The following is a 24,937-nucleotide window of genomic DNA, read 5'->3' as shown; positions in this document are numbered from 1 at the left end:
CGGTGTTGCGGTAATTCTTTAGAAGTTGCCTTGTACCCAGCTCTTGATGCGATCGAGCAAGGCGGGTTTGGCTTCTTCATTGCTGTAACTGTCGCGGCTGCTGATGCCCGAGAACGAAATCCCGTCGGACTGCTTTTGCAGGCCGTACATCAACAGGCCAACGCCAGTGGAATAAATCGGGTTGCGGACCACGTCATCCAGACCCTTGACGCCGTGTGGCACGCCCAAACGGACCGGCATGTGGAAGATTTCCTCGGCCAGTTCGACCGCGCCTTCCATTTTCGACGTACCGCCGGTCAGCACGATGCCGGCCGGGATCAAGTCTTCGTAGCCGCTGCGGCGCAGTTCGGCCTGGATCAGCGTGAACAGTTCGTCGTAGCGCGGCTCGACCACTTCGGCCAGGGCCTGGCGGGACAGTTCGCGCGGTGGACGGTCGCCAACGCTTGGCACCTTGATGGTTTCACCGGCACCGGCCAGCTTGGCCAGGGCGCAGGCGTAGCGAATCTTGATTTCTTCGGCGTACTGGGTCGGGGTGCGCAACGCCATGGCGATGTCGTTGGTTACCTGGTCGCCCGCAATCGGGATCACCGCGGTGTGACGGATCGCGCCTTCGGTGAAGATCGCGATGTCGGTGGTGCCGCCGCCGATGTCCACCAGGCACACGCCCAGCTCTTTCTCGTCGTCGGTCAGGACCGAGTAGGCCGAGGCCAGTTGCTCGAGAATGATGTCGTCGATTTCCAGGCCGCAACGGCGCACGCATTTTTCAATGTTCTGTGCGGCGTTGACGGCGCAGGTGACCACGTGGACCTTGGCTTCCAGACGTACGCCCGACATACCCAGCGGCTCGCGAACGCCTTCCTGGTTATCGATCACGTAATCCTGCGGCAGGGTGTGCAGCACGCGCTGGTCAGCCGGGATCGCCACGGCCTGGGCGGCGTCGAGGACGCGCTCAAGGTCGGCGGCGCTGACTTCACGATCACGAATCGCCACGATGCCGTGGGAGTTCAGGCTGCGGATGTGATTGCCGGCCACGCCGACGAACGCCGAGTGGATCCGGCAGCCGGCCATCAGCTGCGCTTCTTCGATGGCGCGCTGGATCGACTGCACGGTGGACTCGATGTTCACCACCACGCCTTTCTTCAGGCCGCGGGACGGATGAGTGCCGATCCCGACGATTTCCAGCGTGCCGTCGTCCGAGACCTCGCCGACCAGCGCCACCACCTTGGAGGTGCCGATATCGAGACCGACGATCATTTTGCCGCTTTGCACGTTTGCCATGGGTCCTGCCTCTTCTTAATTCTTCGCGACAGCGGGTTGGGCTGTCGTGGGCGCTACAGGTTCCCGCCAGCCAACAGCGAGGCCGTTGGCGTAGCGCAGATCGATGCGCGCAATGTTCGTAATCTGTTCTTTGAGCGTCTTGTCATAGATGGCAATGAAGCGGCGCATCTTTTCCACCAGGTTGCCGCGTCCCAGCAGCAGTTCGATCCCGGGGCCAGAACTGCCGGCACCGGTGGTCAGGAACCAGCTGCCTCGTTCACGCAATTCCAGGCGTGCAATCGAGAAGCCCAATGGCCTGAGCATCTGGCTCAGCACCTGGTATTGCTGCATCACTTGCTGCTGGGCCCGCTGTGGGCCGAACAGCTGTGGCAAGTGTTCGTAGTTCGCCAGCTCACGCGGGGTGAACGCCTGGCCCTGGTTGTTCAACAGCGACTCATCGCCCCAACGGGCCACCGGCAGTTGCTCTTCCAGGCGAATCACCACCTGGTCCGGCCACACCCGACGCACTTCGGCGTGGGCAATCCATGGCATCGTTTCCAGCTCGGTGCGCATGCTCTCCAGGTCGATGGTGAAGAAGCTCGACGCCACGTAGGGGGCGATCCGCTGCTGCACCGCTTGCTGGCTGATGTAACTCAAATCGCCCTGCACGTTGATCTTGGTGATCGGCCGGTCGGCGTAGGGCAGCAAGCGCTGCGCGCCTTCGTAAGTACCGAAGCCGAGCGCGACCAGCAGCACCGGCCAGAACAAGGCTTTGAGAAAACCAAAATTGGCTTTCGGCAGGCGCGCAGACATCGGCTCTTTGGCCACCATTCGGCTGGCACCCCGCGGCACCGGCTTGCGGCCGGGTGGTGCGGGGGGCTGATGTCTCAACTGAGCGCCTTGCATGCTCTTACCCTCGCGGCTCAATGCTGGCGGTCAAAATCGCCAGGACCAGTTGCTGGAAATCCAGACCGGCAGCACGGGCCGCCATCGGCACCAGGCTGTGATCGGTCATGCCCGGTGCGGTGTTGACTTCCAGGAACCAGAACTGCCCGTCGGCGTCCTGCATCACGTCTGCCCTGCCCCAACCGGCGATACCCAGCGCCTCACAGGCTTTCGCCGTCAGGTCCATCAGTTCTTGTTCTTTGTGGCTGTCGAGACCGCACGGGATCCGGTACTGGGTATCGGAAGCCACGTACTTGGCGTCGTAGTCGTAGAAGCTGTGCGTCGTGCCCAGGGCAATCGGTGGCAACACCTGGTCACGCAGGGTGGCGATGGTGAACTCCGGACCTTGAATCCATTGCTCGACCAACACTTGCGAATCGTAGGTAGCGGCCGCTTTCCAGGCGTCGATCAACTCCGACGCGGAACTCACTTTGGCCATACCGATACTTGAACCTTCATGGGCCGGTTTGACGATCAAAGGGAAGCCCAGTTCCGTCGCCGCCGAAATACAATCGGCCTCGGAGCTCAGTACGGCGTGGCGTGGCGTCGGAATCCCGAGGCTGTGCCAGACCTGCTTGGTACGCAGCTTGTCCATGGCCAGGGCCGAGGCGAGGATGCCGCTGCCGGTGTAGGGAATGCCCAGGCATTCGAGCAGGCCCTGCATGCTGCCGTCTTCACCGCCACGACCGTGGAGAATGATGAAGGCGCGATCGATTTTTTCGTTGAGCAGACGCTGCAGCAGGTCATCGCCGACGTCGAGGCCGAACGCGTCCACACCGGCGCTTTGCAGCGCTTCGAGAACCGCGTTACCCGACTTCAGGGACACCTCACGCTCGGCACTCTTGCCGCCGAATAGCACGGCGACGCGGCCGAAGTCTTTCGGCGCGAGAGTGGAGACGAGGTTGGCGTAAGCAGCAGTCATTTCAACTTCCCCACGGCAGGCGCGGCAACCGCACCGGCGAACAACGGACTAATCAATAATTTCGGCGCAAGACCACCGATATCACCGGCGCCCTGGCACAGCAGGATGTCGCCGGCACGCAGCAGCGGCTTGACGATTGGCGCGAGGTCGACACCGCGCTCGATGTAGATCGGGTCCAACTGACCGCGCTGGCGGATGCTGTTGCACAGCTTGCGGCTGTCGGCGCCCGGGATCGGTTCTTCACCGGCCGGGTAGACTTCCATCAGCAGCAGGACGTTGGCGTCGGCCAATACATTGACGAAATCGTCGTACAGGTCCCGCGTGCGGCTGTAGCGGTGCGGCTGGTAAACCATCACCAGGCGACGCTCCGGCCAGCCACCGCGTACGGCTTTGATCACCGCCGCGACTTCGGTCGGGTGGTGACCGTAGTCGTCCACCAGCATCACGCTGCCGCCGTCTACCGGCAGTTCGCCGTAGACCTGGAAGCGTCGGCCGACACCCTGGAACCCGGACAGGCCCTGGACGATGGCTTCATCGCTGACGCCCTCGTCGGAAGCGATGCAGATGGTCGCCAAGGCGTTCAATACGTTGTGGTTGCCCGGCATGTTCACCGAGACATCCAGCGGCTCGCGCTCAGGACGCAGCACGGTGAAGAAGGTCTGCATGCCTTGCTGGCGCACATTGATCGCGCGCACGTCGCAATCGTCGCCGAAGCCGTAGGTGACGGTCGGGCGTTTGACCAGCGGCAGGATTTCGCGCACCACTGGATCGTCCAGGCACACCACTGCCAAACCGTAGAACGGCAGGTTGTGCAGGAACTCGACGAAGGTTTTCTTCAGTTTGTTGAAGTCACCGTCGTAGGTCGCCATGTGGTCGGCGTCGATGTTGGTGACCACGGCCACCAACGGCTGCAAGTGCAGGAAGCTCGCATCGCTTTCGTCGGCTTCGGCGATCAGGTAACGGCTGGTGCCGAGCTGGGCATTGGTGCCCGCGGCATTCAGGCGGCCACCGATGACGAACGTCGGGTCCAGGCCACCAGCGGCGAACACCGAAGCGATCAGGCTGGTAGTCGTGGTTTTGCCATGGGTACCGGCGACGGCGATGCCGTGGCGATAGCGCATCAGCTCGGCGAGCATTTCGGCACGCGGCACCACCGGGATCCGGCGTTCCAGGGCAGTGGCGACTTCCGGGTTGGAAGTGTTCACGGCACTGGAGGTGACCAGTACATCGGCGTTCGCGGCGTTCTCGGCGCGGTGGCCGATATAGATGTGCGCACCGAAAGATTCCAGGCGCTCGGTCACCGGCGATGCTTTCAGGTCGGAACCGGACACTTCATAGCCCAGGTTCAACAACACTTCAGCGATACCGCACATGCCCACGCCGCCGATACCGACGAAGTGGATGCGACGGATGCGGCGCATTTCCGGGTGCGGCATGGCTTTCTGATTCTCAACCATGGGCCACCTCCAGGCAGGTGTCGACAACGTTACGGGTTGCATCGGGTTTCGCCAGGCGGCGGGCCGCGTTGGCCATGTCATTGAGTCGTTGCGGTTGCATCAGGACCTCTGTCAGGCGTGCGGCAAGATCTGCGGCGCCAGTCGTTCTTTGCGGCATCAGGAAGGCAGCGCCTTCACGGGCCAAATATTCGGCGTTGCGGGTCTGGTGATCGTCGATCGCGTGGGGCAAAGGCACCAGCATCGAGGGCAGACCGGCGGCGGCCAGTTCACTGATGGTCAACGCGCCTGCGCGGCACACCACCAGGTCGGCCCAGCCATAGGCTTGGGCCATGTCTTTGATGAACGGCTGCACTTGCGCCTCGACGCCAGCCGCGCGGTAGCGCTCTGCAGTCACTTCATCGTGGTTTTTGCCGGCCTGATGAAACACTTCCGGGCGCAGGTCGGCGGCGACTTGCGACAGGGCTTCAGGCAGCAACTTGTTCAACGGTTCTGCGCCAAGGCTTCCGCCCAGGATCAGCAAACGCGCCTTGCGACCGGCCAGGGCTGGTCGCGGTGTTTCGAGGAACAGCTCGGTGCGCACCGGGTTACCGGTGGTCCGACGGCTGTCCGACAGGGTAAAGGTGTCGGGGAACGCTTCACAGACTCGGGCGGCCAACGGCATGAGCAACCGATTGGCGGTACCCGCGACGGCGTTCTGCTCGTGAACGATGACCGGCACGCCAGCCAACTTGGCCGCAACGCCGCCCGGGCCGGTCACATAACCACCAAAACCGACCACACACACCGGCCGCAACCGACGAATGATCGCCCGCGCCTGCCAGATCGACTTGAGCAACATGAACGGTGCCTTGAGCAGCGACAGCTTGCCCTTGCCCCGCAAACCACTGGCATTGATGCGATGCAGTTCCAGACCGGCCGCCGGGACCAGGTCGTTTTCGATGCCGCGCGGCGTGCCAAGCCAATGCACGGTGTAACCGCGGGCCTGGAACTCGCGCGCGCAGGCCAGCGCCGGGAACACGTGCCCGCCGGTGCCGCCGGCCATGATCAGTACGTTAGCGCCCATGGGGTGGCTCCTCGGCGAAGTCACTTTCATGGAACTCCATCTCTTCACTGCCCAAGTGGGTTCGACTCTCCCACTCGATGCGCAGCAACAAGCCGAGACAGGCACAGCAGATCACCAACGAGCTACCGCCATAACTGAGGAACGGCAGGGTCAGGCCCTTGGTCGGCAACAGGCCGACGTTCACCCCGATGTTGATCAGGAACTGACCGATCCACAGGAACGACAAACCGTAAGCCACGTAGGCTGCGAAAAACTGCTTGGCTTTTTCAGCCCACAAACCGATGTACATGCCACGAATACAGACAAAGACAAACAGCGCGACGGTGCACAAGGAACCCACGGCGCCCAGTTCTTCGGCCAGGACTGAGAACACGAAGTCGGTGTGCGCCTCCGGCAGGTAGAACTGTTTCTGCACGCTGTTGCCCAGGCCGACGCCCAGCCATTCACCGCGACCAAACGCGATCAAGGCTTGCGACAACTGATAGCCGGCACCGAACTGGTCGGCCCACGGGTCGGCGAAGTTGGTCAGTCGCGCCATTCGATACGGCTGCACCTGAATCAACAACACCACGGCCCCGACCGCGAGGACCACCATCAATGAGAACCGGAACAGTCCGACCCCGCCGAGGAACAGCATCGCCGCCGCCGCGCCCATCATGACCACGGTGGCACCGAAGTCCGGCTCCATCAGCAACAGACCGGCCATTGGCAGCAGCACGATGAATGGCTTGAAGAAGCCCATCCAGCTCTCGCGCACTTCTTTCTGCCGACGCACCAGGTAACCGGCGAGGTAAATCACCACGAACACCTTGGCGATCTCGGACGGCTGCACGTTAAAGAAGCTGAAACCGATCCAGCGCATCGAACCGTTCACTTCGCGGCCGATGCCGGGGACGATCACCATCACCAGCAAGCCGAACGCACCAATCAGCATCAGCCAGCCCAGTCGTTGCCAGGTGGCAATCGGAATCATCATGGTGACGATGCAGGCAACCAGACCCAACACGATGTAGATCAAGTGGCGAGTCATGTAGTACAGGGCACTGCCCGACTGCACGGCGGCCACTTCCGTCGATGCCGAGGCGATCATGACCAGCCCCAGGCCGATCAATGCCAGGCAACCGACGAGCATCGGAAAGTCGAGGTCGATACCGCGCCCGGTGATGATTGGCGATGGATACGGCTTGATGATATTTCGCAGGCTCATGCCAGATCCTCCACAGCGCGGACGAACTGGTGACCACGGTCTTCGTAATTCTTGAACATGTCGAAACTGGCGCAGGCCGGCGACAACAGCACCACATCGCCAGGGTGCGCGGCGGCGCGGCTCTGCTCCACCGCTTCGACCAGCGAACCGACGCGGATCAGCGGCACGGCGTCGCCGATGGCCTCGCCAATCTTGTCGGAATCACGGCCCATCAAAATGACGGCTCGGCAGTTAACCGCTACCGGATCACGCAAATCCTTGAACTCGGCACCCTTGCCATCGCCACCGGCAATCAGCACGACCTTGCCGTCGATGTCCGCGCCCAGGCCTTCGATGGCTGCCAGTGCGGCGCCGACGTTGGTGGCTTTGGAATCGTTGTAGTAGCTCACACCATTGAGGTCGCGGACCCACTGGCAACGGTGTTCAAGTCCGGCGAAGGTTCGCAGGCTCGACAACATCGCATCGAACGGCAAGCCGACGGCGTGCCCCAGTGCCAATGCCGCCAGGGCGTTGGACTGATTATGGGCGCCACGAATCTTCAACTCGCGCACCGGCATCAGGTTCTGGAATTCGAAGGCCAGGTACTTTTCGCCGTCTTCTTCGCGGATACCGAACGCCTTGAAATCAGGTTTGCTCAAACCGAAGGTCCAGCACGGCTGGCCCTCGCCCATCAGCGGACGGCTCAGGGCATCCTGACGGTTGACCACAAACTGTTTGGCCCCACGGAAGATCCGGTGCTTGGCCAGGTGATAGGCCGGCAGGCCGCTGTAACGGTCCATGTGGTCTTCGCTGACGTTGAGCACGGTCGCCACTTCGGCGTTGAGTTGATCGGTGGTCTCGAGCTGGAAGCTCGACAGTTCCATCACATACAACTCGACGTCATCGCTGAGCAGATCCAGCGCCGGCGTACCGAGGTTGCCGCCGACGGCAACACGCTTGCCCGCCGCAACCGCCATCTCGCCGACCAGGGTGGTGACGGTGCTTTTCGCGTTGGAACCGCTGATGGCGACAATCGGCGCCTTCGCGTTACGCGCGAACAACTCGATGTCGCCGGACAACTTCACGCCACGGGCGGCGGCAGCCTGCAGGGCTGGGGTCGCCAGTGCCAGGCCGGGGCTCACGTAGAGCTCGTCGGCACGGCACAGGAACTCGACGTCCAGCTCGCCACAACGCACTTCCACGTGCGGATAGTCACGCTTGAGCGTGGCTAGTTCCGGTGGATTTTCCCGCGTATCGGCCACGGCAAACGACGTGCCCCGGTTCGCCAGGAAGCGAACCAGGGACATGCCGCTCTTGCCGAGGCCGACAACGATGCGGAAGTGGTCAGAAGCGATCAGAGACACTCGTTCTACCTCAGCTTCAGGGTGGCAAGGCCGACCAGTACGAGAATCACGGTGATGATCCAGAAACGGACGATCACGCGCGGCTCAGGCCAGCCCTTGAGTTCAAAGTGGTGGTGTATCGGTGCCATGCGGAACACGCGGCGCCCGGTCAACTTGAAGGAGGCCACCTGGATCACCACCGACAGGGTTTCCATCACGAACACGCCGCCCATGATGAACAGGACGATTTCCTGACGGACGATCACCGCGATGGTGCCCAGGGCGGCGCCCAGCGCCAACGCGCCGACGTCGCCCATGAAGACTTGCGCCGGATAGGTGTTGAACCAGAGGAACCCCAGGCCTGCACCGATCAACGCGCCGCAGAACACGATCAGCTCACCGGCACCCGGTACGTATGGGATCAGCAGGTACTCAGCGAATTTCACGTTACCCGACAGGTAGCAGAAGATTCCCAGGCCGCCGCCGACCATCACCGTCGGCATGATCGCCAGGCCATCGAGGCCATCAGTCAGGTTGACCGCGTTGCTCGAACCGACAATCACGAAATAGGTCAGGACCACGAAGCCTGCGCCCAGCGGAATGCTGTAATCCTTGAGCATCGGCAGGATCAGGGTGGTTTCCACCGGGGTGGTCGCGGTCATATAAAGGAAGAGCGCTGCGCCGAGGCCGAACACCGACTGCCAGAAGTATTTCCAGCGACTCGGCAAGCCACGGGAGTTCTTCTCGATGACTTTGCGGTAATCGTCGACCCAGCCGATGGCGCCGAACAACAAGGTCACCAGCAGCACGGTCCAGACATAACGGTTGCTCAGGTCAGCCCACAGCAGGGTACTGACGCCGATGGACGACAGGATCAAAGCGCCACCCATGGTCGGAGTGCCCGACTTGGACAGGTGCGATTGCGGACCATCATTGCGAACGGACTGGCCGATCTGGCGGTTCTGCAACGTGCGGATCATCCACGGGCCATAGCACAGCGACAAAACCAGCGCAGTCAGCACACCGAGAATCCCGCGCAGGGTCAGGTACTGAAAGACCGCGAAGCCTTTGTGGAACTGTTGCAAGTACTCCGCTAACAGCAGCAGCATTAATGTTTCTCCAGACTGGACCCGCACAAAGCGGCAACGATGTTTTCCATCGCCGCGCTGCGCGAGCCCTTGATCAAAATAGTGGTGTTTGTATCTTGCTCGGCACCCAGGGCCTCGATCAGCTCAGCCTGAGTACTGAAGTGACGGGCCTGCGGGCCGAATGCGTTCACGGCGTGGGCCATCATTGGCCCGACTGCATAAAGCGCAGAAACCTTGCCACGGGCGTACTCGCCCACGTCGCGGTGCCCCTGCTCCGCCCAGTCGCCCAACTCGCCGATATCCCCGAGCACCAGGACGGTGCGGCCGGAAAAGCCGGCGAGTATATCAACGGCAGCGCACATGGAGGTGGGGTTCGCGTTGTAAGTGTCATCAATAACGCGCATGCCGTTGGTCGCCAGTTGCGCGACGGTGCGGCCCTTGACCGGTTGCATCGCGCCGAGACCGGTGGCGATGCCGAACGGCGACACGCCCAAGGCATGGGCAGCAGCCGCAGCGGCCATCGCATTGGCAACGTTATGGGTGCCGAGCAGGTTCAGTTGCACCCGCTCCACACCTTCGGGACTGTGCAGGTTGAACGATGGGCAACCGCGCGCATCACGGTCCAGGTCGCTGGCATAGAAATCGGCGCTTGGGTTGTTCAGGGCGAACGTCAGCACTTTGCGACCGGCAGCGCGGGCCTTCCAGATACCGAACGCCTTGTCGTCGAGATTGAGCACGGCGACGCCATCGGCGTCCAGCCCTTCGATAATCTCGCCCTTGGCTTCAACGATTTTGTCCGGCCCGCCGAACTCGCCGACGTGGGCGGTCCCGGCGTTATTAAGAATGGCCACGTGAGGCTTGGTCATGCCCACGGTGTAGGCAATTTCACCCAGGCGCGAAGCACCGAGTTCGATCACGGCGGCGGTGTGTTCCGGCGCCAGTTCGAGCAGGGTCAACGGTACGCCGAGGTCGTTGTTCAAGTTGCCACGGGTCGCATGCACCGGACCGCGGGTGCGCAGGATGCTCGCGAGCATTTCCTTGACCGTGGTCTTGCCGCTGGAACCGGTAACGGCCGCGACCGGATGGCTATAAGCAGCACGGTTCAGCGCGCCCAGTTGGCCAAGGGCCTGGCGGGCGTCTTTCACAATGAGCTGCGGCAGCGTGCTGTCGGCGACTTCGCGCTCGACCAATGCCGCGACGGCGCCTTTGGCGGCCACGTCATTGAGATAGTCATGACCATCGAAGCGTGGACCGGTCAGCGCAATAAACAGCTGGCCTGGCTTGATCGCACGGCTGTCGATGCTGACACCGTCGAAACTGGCGTCGGCAGCCACCAGGCGAGCATTCAGTACGCTGGTCAGCTCGCTCAGCTTCAAGGCTTTAAGCATGAGCCACCTCCCACGCGGTCAAGGCATGATCGGCCTCGACCAGATCGGAGAACGCATGGCGCTCGCCGTTGATTTCCTGATAGTCCTCGTGACCTTTGCCGGCCAGGACAATCACGTCATCCGCCGAAGCACTGGCGATCAATTGCGCAATCGCCTGACCACGGCCAGCGACGAAGGTGACGTTATCCGCAGCCGTGAAACCGGCGCGGATGTCGTCGAAAATGACGGACGGGTCTTCGGTGCGCGGGTTGTCGTCGGTGACCAGCACGCCATCGGCCAGACGCTCGACCACTTCGGCCATCAGCGGACGCTTGCCGCGATCGCGATCACCGCCGCAACCGAACAGGCACAGCAACCGGCCTTTGGCGTGTGGGCGCAGGGCCAGCAAGACTTTTTCCAGCGCATCCGGGGTATGGGCGTAATCGACCACCACCAGCGGCTGAGTACCGCCGCCCAGGCGCTGCATGCGACCGGCGGGGCCTTCGAGTTTCGGCAGGACCTTGAGGATTTCGTCCAGCGCGTAGTCCAGGCCAAGCAAGGCACCGACCGCAGCCAGGACGTTGCTCAGGTTGAAACGGCCGAGCAAAGTGCTGCGCAAATGGTGCTCGCCTTGGGGCGTGACCAACGTGGCGCGCACGCCTTCGTCGTCGAACTGCGCTTCGCGGCAATAGAGGTAGGCGCTGGCGTTTTCGAGGCTGTAGGTGATCAGGCGCGACTCACGTTTGTCAGCAGCCAGTTCGCGGCCGAATTCGTCGTCGAGGTTGATCACCCGGCACTTCAGATCATTCCAGGCGAACAGCTTGGCCTTGGCTTCGCCGTAGGCCTGCATGGTGCCGTGGTAATCCAGATGATCGCGGGACAGGTTGGTCATCACCGCCACATCGAACGCCAATGCAGTCACGCGGCCCTGATCCAGACCGTGGGAAGACACTTCCATCGCCACGGCTTTAGCCCCGGCCTTCTTCAGGTCGGCGAGGGTCGCTTGTACGGCAATCGGGTTCGGCGTGGTGTGCAGGCCGCTTTCCAGCGCGCCGTAGAAACCGGTGCCCAGGGTGCCGACGATGCCGCAGTGCTGCCCGAGCAAATCCAGGGCCTGCGCAACCAATTGGGTCACGCTGGTCTTGCCGTTGGTGCCGGTCACGCCGACCAGGTTCAGGTGGCGGCTCGGGTCGCCATAGAAGCGCCCGGCAATGTCCGACAACTGCGCCGCCAGGCCTTTGACCGGAATCAGCGGCGCATCGGTAATCGGCAGCACGGTGGCGCCTTCGACTTCATAAGCCACGGCAGCCGCACCGCGCTGCAAGGCATCGGCAATGTGCGCGCGCCCGTCGAACTTGCCGCCAGGGACCGCAAGGAACAAGTCCCCTGCCCGCACATTGCGGCTGTCGAGGGTCAGTTCGCGGATCAACAGATCACGACCGGCGTGGGCAAAAATTTTATTCAGACTCAGAGACATCAGCCGCGCCCTCCATTGGCTTTCAGCGGAACGACCGGTGCTGCGTTGGCCTGTTGGGTCGGCGGCAGGTTGTCCGGGGTGATGTTCATCAGGCGCAAGGTCCCGGACATCACTTTGCTGAACACCGGCGCCGATACCAGGCCACCGAAGTAACCGGCCTTGGTCGGTTCATCGATGACTACGACGATGGCGAAACGCGGATCGCTCATTGGGCCGAAACCGGCGAACAGCGAGCGATAGGAATTCTCGGCATAGCCTTTGGTGCCCACCGAGGTCTTACGCGCAGTACCCGACTTGCCGGCCACGTGATACGCCGGCACCTGCGCACGGAATACACCGCGCGGGGCCTCGATCACCTGGGTCAGCATGCCTTGCATGGTTTTGGCTACGTTTTCCGGGATCACCTGGGTGGTCTGCGGCGGCTTGTCTGTCTTGATCAGGGTCAGCGGCGCAATGCGACCGTTGTTAGCCAGTGCCGAGAAGGCGTGGACCAACTGGATCGCCGTCACCGAAATACCGTAGCCGTACGACAGCGTGGCGGTTTCAGCCTTGCGCCATTCGCGGTAGTTCGGCAGGTTGCCGACGCGCTCGCCCGGGAAGGCGAGGCCGGTGTCCTGGCCGAGGCCGACTTTCTGCGCCAGGCGGAAAATGGCTTCGCCACCGATATCGAACGCGACCTTACTCATGCCGACGTTGCTGGAGTTGATCAGGATGCCGGTCAGGTCGAGCACCGGGCCTTCGGACTTCGATACGTCCTTGATGGTGTACTTACCAATCTGCAAGGTACCCGGATAGACCTCTACGGTGTCGCTCGGCTTCCAGCGCCCGGTTTCCAGGGCGGCACTCATGGAGATCGCCTTCATGGTCGAACCGGGTTCGAACACGTCGATCATGGCGCGGTTACGCATCATCGCCGGTTGCAGGTTGCGACGGTTGTTCGGGTTGTAGGTCGGCTGGTTGACCATGGCGAGGATTTCGCCGCTCTTCACGTCCATGATCACCAGGCTGCCGGCCTTGGCGCCGTTCTCGATGATCGCGTTGCGCAGTTCGCGGTTGGCCAGGTATTGCAGGCGCAGGTCAATGGACAACGCCAAGGGCTTGCCGGCCTTGGCGTTTTTGGTGACCTGGACATCCTTGATCAGTCTGCCGCGCCGATCCTTGATGACCTGTCGCTTGCCGGCGACCCCGGCCAGCCATTCGTCGTAGGCCAGCTCGACGCCTTCGCGCCCGTGATCGTCGATGTCGGTAAAGCCGACCATGTGCGCGGTGACTTCGCCGGCAGGATAGAAACGGCGGAACTCTTCGATGCCATAGACGCCGGGCACTTTCAGGTCGAGCACCGACTGGCCCTGCTCGGGGGTCAAGCCGCGCACCAGATAGATGAATTCTTTGTTGGCCTGGGCTTCGAGGCGCTCGCTCAGGGCTTTCGGGTCCTGGCCCAGCGCGGCGGCCAGTGCTGGCCACTTCTCTTTGGCCAGCTGCATTTCCTTGGCGTTGGCCCACAGCGTGGTGACCGGGGTACTCACGGCCAAAGGCTCGCCGTTACGGTCGGTGATCAGACCACGGTGAGCCGGGATAGGAATGTGCCGGACGCTACGCGCATCGCCCTGACCTTTAAGGAAGTCACGATCGACCACTTGCAGGTCGATGATGCGCCAGCAGATCGCTGCGACCATGATGCCGAGCAAACCCAGCACCACGCGGAACCGCCAAGGGAAGAGTGCACCTTCGATGTTCATCATGGCGCCACCATCCGTACTTCAGCGGCACCAGGGATGCGCATTTTCAGTTGTTCGGTGGCCAGCACTTCGATACGGCTGTGGGCGGTCCAGGTGCTCTGTTCGAGAATCAACCGGCCCCACTCGGCCTGCGCCTTGTCGCGCACGCTCAACTCGTTGTACAGCGAGTTCAACAGCTGACGGTTCCAGTGGGCGCTGTAGGACACGCCGATGGCCGACACGAGCACGCCGATGAACAGCAGCATCATGAAAAAGCTTCCGCCGGGAAGTGGCTTGGCGAAAAGCTTGCTCACCGCAGCTTCTCCGCGACGCGCATGATGGCGCTACGGGAGCGTGGGTTGGCTTTGAGTTCGGCCTCGGAGGCGGACTGCGCTTTGCCATGGACTTTGATTTTCGGTTCGAAAGCGACGTGACGGACCGGCAGGTTGCGCGGCAGGTTGTCGGCTTCGCCTTTCACCAGTTTGCGCATGAACAGTTTGACGATGCGGTCTTCCAGGGAATGGAAGCTGATGACCACCAGGCGACCGCCGATCTCCAGACTTTCCAGCGCAGCTTCGAGGCCGGCCTCCAGATCGCCCAGTTCGTTGTTGACGTGAATACGCAGGCCCTGGAACGCACGGGTGGCCGGGTTCTTGCCCTTTTCCCATGCCGGGTTGGCAACTTTCAGGACTTCGGCCAGGTCAGCGGTGCGCTCGAACGGCTTGATGTCGCGGCGCTCGGCCACGGCACGGGCCATGCGGCCGGAGAAACGTTCTTCGCCATATTCCTTGAACACCCGGGCGATTTCTTCCACCGGTGCGGTGTTGACGAATTCGGCCGCGCTGATCCCGCGGGACGGGTCCATACGCATGTCCAGCGGGCCATCGTTGAGGAAACTGAAGCCGCGCTCGGGATCGTCGAGCTGCGGCGAGGACACGCCGAGGTCGAGCAAAACACCGCTGACCTTGCCGGCCAGGCCGCGCTCGGCCACTTCCGAACCCAGCTCGGCAAAGCTGCGCTGCACAACGACAAAGCGGCCGTCTTCGGCCGCTAGCGTTTGCCCGGTGGCAATCGCTTGAGGATCTTTATCGAATCCGAGCACCCGACCATCGGGACCGAGCTGGCTGAGGATCAACCGGCTGTGTCCGCCGCGTCCGAACGTACCGTCCAGATAGCAGCCATCAGGACGTACGGCGAGAGCCTCCACGGCTTCGTCGAGCAGTACGGTGATGTGGTTAAAGCCGCTATCAATAGTCACAGGATCAAATCACGCAGTTCATCAGGCATGGCGCCCGGTTGTTGAATAGCAGCCAGGTCAGCGGCAGAAACCGCATCCCAGGCATCCTCGTCCCATAATTGGAACTTGTTCAGTTGGCCCACCAGCATTGCGCGCTTATCCAACCGGGCATATTCGCGCAGACGCGGTGGAACCAGAAAACGACCACTGCCATCGAGTTCGAGGTCGACGGCATTACCAATCAGCAAACGTTGCAGGCGGCGGTTCTCTTCGCGAAGCGAAGGCAGTGCGCGCAGTTTGGTTTCAATAATTTCCCACTCATCGAGGGGATAAACACACAAACACGGATCAACGGCATCGATTGTCACGATCAATTGACCGGAACTGCGCGAAACCAGCTCGTCACGGTACCGGCTCGGCATAGCGAGACGGCCCTTTGCATCGAGACTGATAGCGTTAGCTCCGCGAAACACGTCTGCGTTTCTCCAATTTTTATCGTTTTGAGCTCAAAAAACCCACTTCATGCCACTTTCCGCCACTTGCGCACACTATAGGAATGCGCCCACCACACCGTCAAGGCGCGGATTAAAGGAAAACCCTTACAGAACGGAGATTTAGGAGGACAAAAGGAAGGGTAACGAGAATCTGGCGTTTGTTTTTGCTCAATAACTTGAATCAGCACGGATGGCTGCGTTCGAAAGTTAAAGTAGTTTGTTAAGAGTAAGATTTTTTCGGTATTACGACGGAGGGTCTGCTGGTGTTTAAGTAAGGAGGGAAATCGTTGTCGCGGGGAGATTTGTAAAGTGCTGTCAGTGCAGGCTAATGAATATCACAAAAGCCTGCCACCAGCACCTGCCTGATGATTCAAGCAGGGAAAGAAAAAGGTGGAGAGTCGATCTGTAAGCCGGGTTCTGTCGTGAACAGTCATTCGTCTACGATGGCCATCACTGGACATCTTTAGCAACCTACCCGGTCCCAGCGCGGGCCACGCCTTGGGACCCTATTTGGTCTTGCTCCAAGTGGGGTTTACCTAGCCACGAACTGTTGCCAGACGTGCGGTGCGCTCTTACCGCACCTTTTCACCCTTACCGGCGCCGAAGCGCTTAGGCGGTTATTTTCTGTGGCACTTTCCGTAGGCTCACGCCTCCCAGGCATTACCTGGCACTTCGCCCTATGGAGCCCGGACTTTCCTCCCCCCCCTAATTTTCATAGAGGGCAGCGACTGTCCAATCGACTCTCCGCCGCGAAGGTTAACGGCAGAGCGGCCGAAGAACAAGCGCTAAACGCCTCTGGCCGCTCCTGCGCGTCGGGTTTTCATTCGCCCTTCTGTTTATCCAGCGCGACTTGATAGAGAACATTCTTACGCTCGCCGGTAATTTGTGCCGCCAGGGCTGCAGCCCTTTTGAGCGGCATTTCTTCGAGCAACAGATTGAGGATGCGCATGGCTTCGCTGCTGACCGCGTCTTCAGTCTCCGGCGCCGACCAACCGGCAACCAACACCACGCATTCACCACGCTGCTGGTTGCTGTCGGACTCGACGAACTCGCGCAGCTCGGCCAGCGGCAGACCCTTGAGGGTTTCGAAAGTTTTAGTGATTTCACGGGCCAGCAACGCCGGACGCTCGCCGCCGAACACCAGCTCCATGTCTTGCAGGCATTCAAGGATGCGGTGCGGCGCTTCGTAGAAAATCAGCGTGCGCGGCTCTTCCTTGACCAGCTCAAGCCGAGCCCGACGACCCACGGCCTTGGCCGGCAGGAAGCCTTCGAAGATAAAGCGATCCGACGGCAGGCCCGCCGCCGACAACGCTGCGATCAAGGCACAGGCGCCCGGCACCGGCACCACATTGATCCCGGCCGCACGCGCCTGACGCACCAAGTGATAACCCGGATCGGAAATCAGCGGCGTCCCCGCATCGGAGATCAACGCCACATCGTCGCCGGCCAGCAGACGCGTGATAAAGCGGCTACCTTCATCGCGTTCGTTGTGTTCATGGCAGGCCGCCAGCGGCGTGGGGATACCGAAGTGCTGCATCAAACGCTGGGAGTGACGGGTGTCTTCGGCGGCGATCAACGCTACCTCACGCAGGATTTTCAGCGCGCGGGCACTGATGTCGTCCAGGTTGCCGATGGGCGTCGCCACCACATAAAGCGAGCCAGCAGCGGAATTCAAAGCACCTGGAGCAGTCAAAGCGCACACCTCATGATCGGTAAAAGTCGCCATTGTAGCGCGTAGTGACACTTGCGATACCCGCGAGCCACCCTTGGTTTTGCGGCCCTTTGTGCGGTACTGCAACATTTACACGAGCTAAATCGACAGTTTGATGCCAGTAACATCGCGCCCCGGCCAGCGCTTGGGTACAATTCCACGCTAATTTGATCGAGTATCAGGAACACTACATGATCGCTTGCCTGCGGCTGTTCACTGCCCTCTGCCTCGCTGCCTTGCTGGCGGCTTGCGCCAGCTCGCCCTCCTCCAGCCTTGGCGAACTTCCACGGACCCCGGACGCCAGTATCGAGCAACTGCTCGAAAAGGCTGCCCAGAGCAAAACGCCGGAACAAGCCGCGCTGTTTCGCCTGAGCGCGGCAGACCTGGCTTATCGCCAGGGCAATGCCGGCCAGTCCGCGCAAATCCTGCAACAAGTGCCGGTGGAACAACTCAAGCCTGGCCAACAGGTCTTCGCCAGTACCCTGGCAGCTGAACTGGCCATGGTGCGTAATCAGCCGAAAGCGGCGCTGACGGCCTTGAGCCATCCGAGCCTGCAACGCCTGGGCGAATTGCCCGTCGAGCAACAAGTACGCACCGGCACCGTTCACGCCCGCGCCCTTGAAGCCGACGGCCAAACCCTCGCTGCCGCACGGGAGCGCATCTTTATTGCGCCAATGCTCGAAGGCGAAGCCGCCAGCAAGAACCACGACGCGATCTGGACTCTGATCGCCTCGTTGCCGACCGATCAATTGCAGCCAACCACCACCGACGACCTTGGCGGCTGGATGAGCCTGGCCCTGGCAGTGAAAACCGCCGGCACCCTGGAACAGCAGCAAGCAGCGATCGACAACTGGCGCGTACAGAATCCAAAGCATCCGGCTGCGCTGCAACTGCCGCTGCCACTGACCCAACTCAAGGAACTGGCCAGCCAGCCCCTGAGCAAAATCGCCGTCCTGCTGCCCCAGACAGACGGCCCGCTGGCGGCGGCCAGCAAGGCACTGCGTGAAGGTATCGTGGCTGCTCACTATCAGGCGCAACAAGCCGGGCAGAAGCCACCAGCCATCGTATTTTATGACAGCTCGCCAATGACCACGACGCCGCCACGGATGTCGATGGACGAGTTCTATCGCAAGGCCCAGGCCGACGGCGTGCAACTGGTTATCGGCCCGCTGGAGAAGCCGCTGGTCAAACAGCTCAGCACTCGCCCGCAATTGCCGATCACCACCCTGGCGCTGAACTACAGCGAAGGCCAACAAGGCCCGGCCCAACTGTTCCAGTTCGGCCTTGCCGCTGAAGACGAAGCCCGCGAAGTGTCCCGCCGCGCTCGTGCCGACGGCCTGCATCGCGCCGCCGCCATGGTACCGAAAGGCGAATGGGGCGACCGCGTATTGAAGGCGTTCAGTCAGGACTGGCAGGCGAATGGCGGTAGCATCGTCGCCGTCGAGCACATCGACCAGCCGGTGCAACTGGCGCAACAGATTGCCGACATGTTCCAACTGCGCCAGAGCGAAGGCCGCGCCAAGACCTTGCAGAGCACCGTTGGCTCGCAAGTCGCCGCACAACCTTCCCGCCGCCAGGACATCGAGTTCATCTTCCTTGCGGCCTCCCCGAAACAGGCGCAACAGATCAAACCGACCCTGAACTTCCAGTACGCCGGTGACGTGCCTGTCTACGCGACCTCCAATGTGTTCAGTGCCAGTGGTGACGTAAACGAGTACAACGACATGAACGGTGTTCGCTTCTGCGAAACCCCGTGGTTGCTGGACGCCAATGACCCACTGCGCAAACAGGTCACTGCACAATGGCCACAGGCCGGGACCAGCCTCGGCCGCTTGTTCGCGATGGGTGTTGACGCTTATCGCCTGGCACCGCGCCTGGGGCAACTCAAGACCTTGCCGGACAGCCGCATCGAAGGGCAATCGGGCAGCCTGGGCATGACCCAGAACCAACGCGTGGTTCGCCAGATGCCGTGGGCACAGTTCGTCAGCGGCCAGGTTCAACGCCTGCCGGACACCCCGCGCTGATGCCCGACCGGTCACGCCAGCAAAGCGGCAAAGATGCCGAGCGCCATGCGCTCGAGCATCTTCAACAACAGGGTCTGCGCCTGCTGGCGCAGAACTGGTTGTGCAAACGCGGCGAGCTTGATCTGGTCATGCTTGATGGCGATACAGTAGTATTCGTTGAAGTCCGCTACAGAAAAAACACTCAATGGGGTGGCGCGCTCGATAGCATCGATGGGCGCAAACGGCAGAAACTGATTTTCGCCGCGCAGTATTTTCTTCAGCGCGAGTCGCGTTGGGCCAATTCCCCTTGCCGCTTCGACGTGGTTGCCATCGACAGCAACCTTGATCAGTTGAACTGGTTGCAGAATGCCTTCGACAGCTGATCGCTTGCACCCCGAACCGGACACCTTCACCCGATATTTTTGCTCTTTGCTTTGCGGGCTGCACATTCATGTGCCGAGTAGCCGCGCTAATTAAGGTCACACAGATGGACATGCAATCCCGAATTCGCCAGCTTTTTCAGGCCAGTATCGACACCAAGCAACAGGCGATGGACGTACTTGCACCGCACATCGAGCAAGCCAGCCAGGTGATGGTCAACGCCCTGCTCAACGAGGGCAAAATGCTTTCCTGCGGCAACGGCGGCTCTGCCGGTGACGCCCAGCACTTCTCGTCGGAGCTGCTCAACCGCTTCGAACGCGAACGCCCGAGCCTGCCAGCCATCGCGCTGACCACCGACAGCTCGACGATCACCTCGATCGCCAACGATTACAGCTACAACGAAATCTTCTCTAAACAGATCCGTGCCCTTGGCCAACCGGGGGATGTATTGCTGGCGATTTCCACCAGCGGCAACTCGGCGAACATTATTCAAGCGATCCAGGCCGCACATGATCGCGAAATGATTGTCGTAGCATTGACCGGTCGCGATGGCGGCGGCATGGCGTCGCTGCTTTTGCCTGAAGACGTCGAGATCCGCGTACCGGCCAATGTCACCGCACGTATTCAGGAAGTCCACCTGCTGGCGATCCACTGCCTTTGCGACTTGATCGACAGCCAACTGTTCGGGAGTGAAGAATGACCCCTAATCGCCTAGGCCTTCTGGCCTTGACCCTGTGCCTCGGCATCGGCGGCTGCACCTCGGTGGTTAACGCCAGCCGTGAGAAACCCATCGAAGACGACCGCGGCACGCGCACCTTCGGCAGCAAAATCGACGACTCCCTGATCGACACCAAGGTCGGCGTAAACGTCGCCAAGGCCGATCCGGCGCTGGATAACGACTCGCACATCGTCGTCACCAGCTTCAACGGCGTGGTACTGCTGGCCGGGCAAACGCCCACTGCCGACCTCAAGGCCAAGGCCGAACAGGCTGCTTCCGCCGTCCAGCGCGTGAAGAAGGTGCATAACGAGCTGCAAGTCCTGCCGCCGTCCGGCTTCCTGGCCCGCCAGAACGACACCTGGCTGACCTCCAAGATCAAGACCCAGATGCTCACCGACCCGAACATCCCGGGCTCGCGTATCAAGGTCGTCACCGAGAATGGCATCGTCTATTTGCTGGGTCTGCTCACCAAGCAGGAAGCCGCTCAAGCCACCAACCTGGTGCAGAGCGTTTCTGGCGTGCAGAAGATTGTGAAGTTGTTTGAGTACATCGACTGATACAGAAAATGCAGGCATAAAAAAGGCGATCCTTTCGGATCGCCTTTTTTATTACTTCACCACCTTCAAACTCGGTCGACCGCTGGGACGCGGCGGTTCGTTGTCGGGTGGCGGGACATCATCATCCGGCTCGATCTCTTCATCGTCTTCCAGAGGCGATTCCAGATCGAACACCATGCCTTGGCCGTTCTCCCGGGCGTAAATGCCCAGGATCGACGCGATAGGCACGAACAGGGTGTGTGGCACGCCACCGAAGCGCCCTTCGAAGCTGACCGCTTCGTTGTCCATGTGCAAGTGACGCACGGCAGCCGGTGATACGTTCAGGACAATCTGTCCGTCACTGGCGAAACCTTGAGGCACCTGCACCGACGGATATTCGGAATTGACCAGCATGTGCGGGGTGCAATCGTTATCAACAATCCACTCGTAGAGCGCGCGGACCAGATAAGGTCGACTGGAGTTCATAGCGGCTCCTTAAGCCTTAGCGCATATCGCGTTCGACACCAGACAGACTCGCCTGGAAAGCCTCACGCGCGAAAGAGCGCTCCATGTAATCAAGCAGCGGCTTGGCAGGCCGCGGCAGTTCAATACCCAAAATCGGCAATCGCCAGAGTATTGGCAATAGGCAGCAATCCACCAGACTTTGTTCCTCGCTGAGGAAAAACGGCTTGTCGGCGAACAACGGCGACACGCCAGTCAGGCTTTCGCGCAGCTCTTTACGAGCCACGACGCGGGCTGCTTCCTTGGACCGGGAATCAAGGATCAGATCCACCAGGCCACACCAGTCACGCTGAATACGATGAATCAGCAGACGGCTGTTTGCACGCGCCACAGGATAAACCGGCAGTAAAGGCGGGTGCGGGTAACGCTCATCCAGATATTCCATCACCACGGTCGACTCCCACAACGCCAGGTCACGATCGACCAGGGTGGGCAAGCTGCCGTAAGGGTTCACTTCGATCAGTTTAGGCGGCTGGCGACCAGCTTCCACATAAATGATCTCGGCGCTGACACCCTTCTCTGCAAGTACGATGCGTACTCGGTGGGAATAGTGGTCGGCGGGGTCGGAGTAACAGGCCAACCGATTGGTCACGCCCATGGCGGTCCTCCTCGCTTGTTGAAATTATCGGAAGCGGAAAAACGCGCGCGCCCAGAGGACGCCTCCCGTAACGCCTGGCTTGCCAGACTCGTTACACCTTCAGAGACGCCCCTGGGCGCGCGCGATCAACAGCAATTGCTTACAGCTTTATCAATGGACGTCTTTCCAGTATTCACGCTTGAGCAAGTAAGCGAATACGAAGAAGAACGCCAGGTAGAGCAATACATAGGTACCGATGCGCTGATGTTGCAGCTTTACCGGATTAGCCGAGTAAGCGAGGAAGGTTACCAGATTCTTGACCTTCTCATCGAACTGCTCTTCATTGAGCGCACCGCTCTTCGGCACAATGGTCAACTGATCGCACGCTTCATGAGTCAGCGGCGTACCGGTCAGCGGATCATACTGCTTCTTGCCGTCTTCGACGATTTGAACCTGTTTGCAGCCGACCACCTGACGACCTTGCAGGCCGACCAGGACGTTAGGCATGCCAACGTTCGGGAACACCTTGTTGTTCACGCCCCATGGACGCGCCGGGTCTTCATAGAACGAACGCAGGTAACCGTAGAGCCAGTCGGTGCCACGAACGCGAGCCACCAGGGTCAGGTCCGGCGGTGCAGCACCGAACCAGGTCTTGGCGTCTGCCGGCTGCATGCCGATGCTCATGTGGTCGCCGATCTTGGCGCCGGTGAACACCAGGTTTTTCAGCATCAGATCGTGAGGAATCCCCAGATCGTCGGCAACGCGCTCATAGCGCTGAAACTTGGCACTGTGGCAGCCCATGCAGTAGTTGGCGAACGTACGCGCGCCGTCCTGCATGGCCGCTTTATCGGAAACGTCGATATCGACTTTTTCCAGTTCCGGACCGTGTTCGGCCGCGAAGGAGAACACAGGCAAAGCCGCGAGAATCAATACAGCAAATAGCTTTTTCATCAGCCAGTCACCCTTTCCGGAACCGGTTTGGTCTTCTCGAGCCTGGTGTAGAACGGCATCAGAATGAAGTAGGCGAAGTACAGGAAGGTGCACACCTGCGACAGCAGCGTACGCCCAGGGGTTGGAGCCAATACGCCCAGCACGCCGAGGATCACGAAGCAGATGCAGAACACCCAAAGCCAGATCTTGCTCAGCCAGCCCTTGTATCGCATGGACTTGACGGGGCTGCGGTCGAGCCACGGCAGGACGAACAGCATGGCAATCGAAGCACCCATGGCGATAACGCCCATGAGCTTGTCCGGAATCGCCCGCAAAATCGCGTAGAACGGTGTGAAGTACCAGACCGGAGCGATGTGCTCTGGAGTCTTGAAGGCGTTCGCCACTTCAAAGTTCGGCTTCTCGAGGAAGTAACCGCCCATCTCCGGGAAGAAGAACACGATCGAACAGAAGATGAACAGGAACACCACCACGCCGACGATATCTTTCACGGTGTAGTACGGGTGGAAGGCAATGCCGTCCAGCGGTACGCCGTTTTCGTCTTTGAATTTCTTGATGTCGACGCCGTCCGGGTTGTTCGAACCGACTTCGTGCAGCGCCAGGACGTGCAACACCACCAGACCGAGGATCACGATCGGCAACGCCACGACGTGCAAGGCGAAGAAGCGGTTCAGGGTAATACCGGAAATCAGGTAGTCACCACGAATCCACTGGGTCAGGTCGTTACCGATGACCGGGATCGCACCGAACAGCGAGATGATCACCTGGGCACCCCAGTAGGACATCTGGCCCCACGGCAGCAGGTAACCCATGAAGGCTTCAGCCATCAGCGCCAGGTAGATCAGCATGCCGAAGACCCACACCAGCTCACGAGGCTTCTGGTATGACCCGTAGAGCAAGCCACGGAACATGTGCAGATAGACCACGATGAAGAACGCCGAAGCGCCGGTGGAGTGCAGCAGGCGCAGGATCGAGCCGTACTCGACGTCGCGCATGATGTATTCGACGGAAGCAAACGCTTCTTCCGCCGACGGGGTGTAGCTCATGGTCAGCCAGACACCGGTAACGATCTGGTTGACCAGAACGAGCAGTGCGAGGGAACCAAAGAAATAGAAGAAGTTGAAGTTCTTCGGGGCGTAATACTTGCTGAGATGGTCTTCCCACATTTTGGTCGCGGGAAAGCGCGCATCAACCCAATCCATGAACTTGCTCATCACGCTTTCTCCGTATCGACGCCGATGACAATGATCTCATCGGTCTCATAGGAATGCGGGGGAACTGGCAGGTTCAAAGGCGCAGGTTGCGACTTGTAGACGCGACCAGCCAGATCGTAGTGGGAACCGTGGCAAGGGCAGAAATAACCACCTACCCAGTCTTTGCCCAGATCAGCAGGTGCCACTTCAGGGCGGAAGGTCGGCGAGCAACCCAGGTGTGTGCAGATACCGATCAGCAGCAGAACCTCTGGCTTGATCGAACGCGTTTCTGGATCGACGTAGGTCGGTTGTGTCGAGTTCTTGGAGGTCGGGTCAGACAACTGGCCCTCGATCTTCTTCAGATTCCCCAGGATTTCCGCGGTTCGGCGGACAATGAATACTGGCTGACCGCGCCACTCAGCAATCATCTGCTGGCCTGGCTCGATTTTGCTGACATTCACTTTCACCGGTGCACCTGCGGCTTTCGCCTTGGCACTGGGAAACCATGACCCCACGAACGGGACCGCAGCCCCCACCGCTCCTGCAGCACCCACCACGGATGTGGCTGCTACCAAGAAGCGACGCCGGCCTGCATTCACGCCGTCATTGCTCATTCAGTCCTCTCCCATCAGCTTTGTGGCCTGTTAAATCAGGCATCTACTAAGTAAATCTATGTACTTATAAAAATTTTGCCGAATGGTAATGAAAAGCCCCAATTCTGACAAGGTAATTACCCAAGGGCTCCACTGCCAAGCCTTGCAGTATAGGGGCTCTACGGCTGTGGCAAGTTGTCA

At 60.6% G+C, this 24,937-nt stretch carries 24 protein-coding genes and 1 other RNA gene; 4 read left to right on the top strand and 21 right to left on the bottom strand.

The genetic code is table 11. The features are described 5' to 3' along the window. Positions 1 to 18: 18 nt before the first annotated feature. The 16 genes from ftsA to rsmI form a co-directional block, all read right to left on the bottom strand. Positions 19 to 1,278 carry a cell division protein FtsA gene (ftsA, locus tag HKK52_RS26160; RefSeq protein WP_054045544.1) on the bottom strand — a complete coding sequence of 420 codons (1,260 nt, stop codon included), beginning with the start codon at positions 1,276 to 1,278 and terminating at the stop codon, positions 19 to 21. A gap of 15 nt (positions 1,279 to 1,293) precedes the next feature. After that, positions 1,294 to 2,163, bottom strand: coding sequence for a cell division protein FtsQ/DivIB (locus HKK52_RS26155; protein ID WP_054045546.1), 870 nt, complete (start codon positions 2,161 to 2,163; stop codon positions 1,294 to 1,296). A gap of 4 nt (positions 2,164 to 2,167) precedes the next feature. Beyond that, a complete protein-coding gene (locus tag HKK52_RS26150; protein ID WP_169373152.1) occupies positions 2,168 to 3,124 on the bottom strand; it encodes a D-alanine--D-alanine ligase in 957 nt (318 codons plus the stop codon). Continuing rightward, a complete protein-coding gene (murC, locus tag HKK52_RS26145) occupies positions 3,121 to 4,581 on the bottom strand; it encodes a UDP-N-acetylmuramate--L-alanine ligase (RefSeq protein ID WP_169373151.1) in 1,461 nt (486 codons plus the stop codon). Before murC ends, HKK52_RS26150 begins: the two co-directional genes overlap by 4 nt. Next, positions 4,574 to 5,644 carry an undecaprenyldiphospho-muramoylpentapeptide beta-N-acetylglucosaminyltransferase gene (murG, locus tag HKK52_RS26140; protein ID WP_169373150.1) on the bottom strand — a complete coding sequence of 357 codons (1,071 nt, stop codon included), beginning with the start codon at positions 5,642 to 5,644 and terminating at the stop codon, positions 4,574 to 4,576. Before murG ends, murC begins: the two co-directional genes overlap by 8 nt. Beyond that, a complete protein-coding gene (ftsW, locus tag HKK52_RS26135) occupies positions 5,634 to 6,851 on the bottom strand; it encodes a putative lipid II flippase FtsW (protein ID WP_169373149.1) in 1,218 nt (405 codons plus the stop codon). Before ftsW ends, murG begins: the two co-directional genes overlap by 11 nt. Continuing rightward, on the bottom strand, positions 6,848 to 8,194 hold the full coding sequence (gene murD / locus HKK52_RS26130; RefSeq protein ID WP_169373148.1) for a UDP-N-acetylmuramoyl-L-alanine--D-glutamate ligase: 1,347 nt from the start codon (positions 8,192 to 8,194) through the stop codon (positions 6,848 to 6,850). The genes ftsW and murD overlap by 4 nt, the downstream gene beginning before the upstream one ends. Positions 8,195 to 8,199: 5 nt before the next feature. After that, positions 8,200 to 9,282 carry a phospho-N-acetylmuramoyl-pentapeptide-transferase gene (mraY, locus tag HKK52_RS26125; RefSeq protein WP_169373147.1) on the bottom strand — a complete coding sequence of 361 codons (1,083 nt, stop codon included), beginning with the start codon at positions 9,280 to 9,282 and terminating at the stop codon, positions 8,200 to 8,202. Beyond that, entirely contained in the window at positions 9,282 to 10,649 is a 1,368-nt protein-coding gene (locus tag HKK52_RS26120) for a UDP-N-acetylmuramoyl-tripeptide--D-alanyl-D-alanine ligase (protein WP_169373146.1), read from the bottom strand. The genes mraY and HKK52_RS26120 overlap by 1 nt, the downstream gene beginning before the upstream one ends. Beyond that, a complete protein-coding gene (locus HKK52_RS26115; RefSeq protein ID WP_169373145.1) occupies positions 10,642 to 12,105 on the bottom strand; it encodes a UDP-N-acetylmuramoyl-L-alanyl-D-glutamate--2,6-diaminopimelate ligase in 1,464 nt (487 codons plus the stop codon). The genes HKK52_RS26120 and HKK52_RS26115 overlap by 8 nt, the downstream gene beginning before the upstream one ends. Beyond that, the gene (locus HKK52_RS26110; RefSeq protein WP_169373144.1) at positions 12,105 to 13,847 is read right to left on the bottom strand and encodes a peptidoglycan D,D-transpeptidase FtsI family protein; all 1,743 of its coding nucleotides are present in this window, start codon (positions 13,845 to 13,847) and stop codon (positions 12,105 to 12,107) included. Before HKK52_RS26110 ends, HKK52_RS26115 begins: the two co-directional genes overlap by 1 nt. Next, positions 13,844 to 14,137 (bottom strand): cell division protein FtsL, encoded by a 294-nt coding sequence (gene ftsL / locus HKK52_RS26105; RefSeq protein ID WP_133840304.1) that lies wholly within the window; start codon positions 14,135 to 14,137, stop codon positions 13,844 to 13,846. The genes HKK52_RS26110 and ftsL overlap by 4 nt, the downstream gene beginning before the upstream one ends. After that, positions 14,134 to 15,081 carry a 16S rRNA (cytosine(1402)-N(4))-methyltransferase RsmH gene (gene rsmH, locus HKK52_RS26100; RefSeq protein WP_169373143.1) on the bottom strand — a complete coding sequence of 316 codons (948 nt, stop codon included), beginning with the start codon at positions 15,079 to 15,081 and terminating at the stop codon, positions 14,134 to 14,136. Before rsmH ends, ftsL begins: the two co-directional genes overlap by 4 nt. Then, positions 15,078 to 15,533, bottom strand: coding sequence for a division/cell wall cluster transcriptional repressor MraZ (gene mraZ / locus HKK52_RS26095; protein WP_008025967.1), 456 nt, complete (start codon positions 15,531 to 15,533; stop codon positions 15,078 to 15,080). Before mraZ ends, rsmH begins: the two co-directional genes overlap by 4 nt. A gap of 411 nt (positions 15,534 to 15,944) precedes the next feature. Beyond that, positions 15,945 to 16,298: RNase P RNA component class A (rnpB, locus tag HKK52_RS26090), an RNA gene on the bottom strand. Positions 16,299 to 16,374: 76 nt separating this feature from the next. Then, positions 16,375 to 17,280 (bottom strand): 16S rRNA (cytidine(1402)-2'-O)-methyltransferase, encoded by a 906-nt coding sequence (rsmI, locus tag HKK52_RS26085; protein ID WP_169373142.1) that lies wholly within the window; start codon positions 17,278 to 17,280, stop codon positions 16,375 to 16,377. A gap of 176 nt (positions 17,281 to 17,456) precedes the next feature. Here rsmI and HKK52_RS26080 point away from each other — a divergent pair, with 176 nt between their 5' ends. The 4 genes from HKK52_RS26080 (at position 17,457) to HKK52_RS26065 (ending at position 20,924) form a co-directional block, all read left to right on the top strand. Continuing rightward, the gene (locus HKK52_RS26080) at positions 17,457 to 19,289 is read left to right on the top strand and encodes a penicillin-binding protein activator (RefSeq protein WP_169373141.1); all 1,833 of its coding nucleotides are present in this window, start codon (positions 17,457 to 17,459) and stop codon (positions 19,287 to 19,289) included. Then, positions 19,289 to 19,651: a YraN family protein gene (locus tag HKK52_RS26075; RefSeq protein ID WP_007904371.1), complete on the top strand. Its 363-nt coding sequence runs from the start codon at positions 19,289 to 19,291 to the stop codon at positions 19,649 to 19,651. The genes HKK52_RS26080 and HKK52_RS26075 overlap by 1 nt, the downstream gene beginning before the upstream one ends. Before the next feature lie 104 nt (positions 19,652 to 19,755). Continuing rightward, a complete protein-coding gene (locus HKK52_RS26070; RefSeq protein WP_007904374.1) occupies positions 19,756 to 20,349 on the top strand; it encodes a phosphoheptose isomerase in 594 nt (197 codons plus the stop codon). Beyond that, entirely contained in the window at positions 20,346 to 20,924 is a 579-nt protein-coding gene (locus tag HKK52_RS26065; protein WP_169373140.1) for a BON domain-containing protein, read from the top strand. Before HKK52_RS26070 ends, HKK52_RS26065 begins: the two co-directional genes overlap by 4 nt. Before the next feature lie 51 nt (positions 20,925 to 20,975). Here the strand turns inward: HKK52_RS26065 and HKK52_RS26060 are convergent, their stop codons facing one another. The 5 genes from HKK52_RS26060 to petA all read right to left on the bottom strand — a co-directional run bounded on the left by HKK52_RS26060 (position 20,976) and on the right by petA (position 24,757). Continuing rightward, positions 20,976 to 21,389, bottom strand: a complete 414-nt coding sequence (locus HKK52_RS26060) for a ClpXP protease specificity-enhancing factor (protein ID WP_123410151.1) — start codon at positions 21,387 to 21,389, stop codon at positions 20,976 to 20,978. Positions 21,390 to 21,405: 16 nt separating this feature from the next. Then, positions 21,406 to 22,023: a glutathione S-transferase N-terminal domain-containing protein gene (locus HKK52_RS26055; protein ID WP_008155978.1), complete on the bottom strand. Its 618-nt coding sequence runs from the start codon at positions 22,021 to 22,023 to the stop codon at positions 21,406 to 21,408. A gap of 150 nt (positions 22,024 to 22,173) precedes the next feature. Continuing rightward, entirely contained in the window at positions 22,174 to 22,953 is a 780-nt protein-coding gene (locus HKK52_RS26050) for a cytochrome c1 (protein ID WP_149661099.1), read from the bottom strand. Then, positions 22,953 to 24,164 carry a cytochrome b gene (locus tag HKK52_RS26045; protein ID WP_169373139.1) on the bottom strand — a complete coding sequence of 404 codons (1,212 nt, stop codon included), beginning with the start codon at positions 24,162 to 24,164 and terminating at the stop codon, positions 22,953 to 22,955. Before HKK52_RS26045 ends, HKK52_RS26050 begins: the two co-directional genes overlap by 1 nt. Beyond that, a complete protein-coding gene (petA, locus tag HKK52_RS26040) occupies positions 24,164 to 24,757 on the bottom strand; it encodes a ubiquinol-cytochrome c reductase iron-sulfur subunit (RefSeq protein ID WP_054045584.1) in 594 nt (197 codons plus the stop codon). The genes HKK52_RS26045 and petA overlap by 1 nt, the downstream gene beginning before the upstream one ends. Positions 24,758 to 24,937 lie beyond the last annotated feature (180 nt).

The sequence above is a fragment of the Pseudomonas sp. ADAK2 genome, assembly GCF_012935755.1.
Classification (GTDB): Bacteria; Pseudomonadota; Gammaproteobacteria; order Pseudomonadales; family Pseudomonadaceae; genus Aquipseudomonas.
The sequence above is the reverse complement of the archived record's forward strand: the minus strand, read 5'-3'. Positions and strand labels throughout refer to the sequence as shown.

Excerpts from the sequence above, each read along its gene's own strand:
- ftsA (WP_054045544.1), bottom strand. The coding sequence starts at position 1,278 with ATGGCAAACGTGCAAAGCGGCAAAATGATCGTCGGTCTCGATATCGGC.
- HKK52_RS26150 (WP_169373152.1), bottom strand. The coding sequence starts at position 3,124 with ATGACTGCTGCTTACGCCAACCTCGTCTCCACTCTCGCGCCGAAAGAC.
- HKK52_RS26060 (WP_123410151.1), bottom strand. The coding sequence starts at position 21,389 with ATGAACTCCAGTCGACCTTATCTGGTCCGCGCGCTCTACGAGTGGATT.
- HKK52_RS26155 (WP_054045546.1), bottom strand. The coding sequence starts at position 2,163 with ATGCAAGGCGCTCAGTTGAGACATCAGCCCCCCGCACCACCCGGCCGC.
- HKK52_RS26080 (WP_169373141.1), top strand. The coding sequence starts at position 17,457 with ATGATCGCTTGCCTGCGGCTGTTCACTGCCCTCTGCCTCGCTGCCTTG.
- HKK52_RS26110 (WP_169373144.1), bottom strand. The coding sequence starts at position 13,847 with ATGATGAACATCGAAGGTGCACTCTTCCCTTGGCGGTTCCGCGTGGTG.
- HKK52_RS26120 (WP_169373146.1), bottom strand. The coding sequence starts at position 10,649 with ATGCTTAAAGCCTTGAAGCTGAGCGAGCTGACCAGCGTACTGAATGCT.
- murC (WP_169373151.1), bottom strand. The coding sequence starts at position 4,581 with ATGGTTGAGAATCAGAAAGCCATGCCGCACCCGGAAATGCGCCGCATC.
- HKK52_RS26050 (WP_149661099.1), bottom strand. The coding sequence starts at position 22,953 with ATGAAAAAGCTATTTGCTGTATTGATTCTCGCGGCTTTGCCTGTGTTC.
- murG (WP_169373150.1), bottom strand. The coding sequence starts at position 5,644 with ATGGGCGCTAACGTACTGATCATGGCCGGCGGCACCGGCGGGCACGTG.
- mraY (WP_169373147.1), bottom strand. The coding sequence starts at position 9,282 with ATGCTGCTGCTGTTAGCGGAGTACTTGCAACAGTTCCACAAAGGCTTC.
- petA (WP_054045584.1), bottom strand. The coding sequence starts at position 24,757 with ATGAGCAATGACGGCGTGAATGCAGGCCGGCGTCGCTTCTTGGTAGCA.
- HKK52_RS26075 (WP_007904371.1), top strand. The coding sequence starts at position 19,289 with ATGCCCGACCGGTCACGCCAGCAAAGCGGCAAAGATGCCGAGCGCCAT.
- HKK52_RS26115 (WP_169373145.1), bottom strand. The coding sequence starts at position 12,105 with ATGTCTCTGAGTCTGAATAAAATTTTTGCCCACGCCGGTCGTGATCTG.
- HKK52_RS26055 (WP_008155978.1), bottom strand. The coding sequence starts at position 22,023 with ATGGGCGTGACCAATCGGTTGGCCTGTTACTCCGACCCCGCCGACCAC.
- HKK52_RS26065 (WP_169373140.1), top strand. The coding sequence starts at position 20,346 with ATGACCCCTAATCGCCTAGGCCTTCTGGCCTTGACCCTGTGCCTCGGC.
- rsmI (WP_169373142.1), bottom strand. The coding sequence starts at position 17,280 with ATGGCGACTTTTACCGATCATGAGGTGTGCGCTTTGACTGCTCCAGGT.
- HKK52_RS26045 (WP_169373139.1), bottom strand. The coding sequence starts at position 24,164 with ATGAGCAAGTTCATGGATTGGGTTGATGCGCGCTTTCCCGCGACCAAA.
- ftsW (WP_169373149.1), bottom strand. The coding sequence starts at position 6,851 with ATGAGCCTGCGAAATATCATCAAGCCGTATCCATCGCCAATCATCACC.
- HKK52_RS26070 (WP_007904374.1), top strand. The coding sequence starts at position 19,756 with ATGGACATGCAATCCCGAATTCGCCAGCTTTTTCAGGCCAGTATCGAC.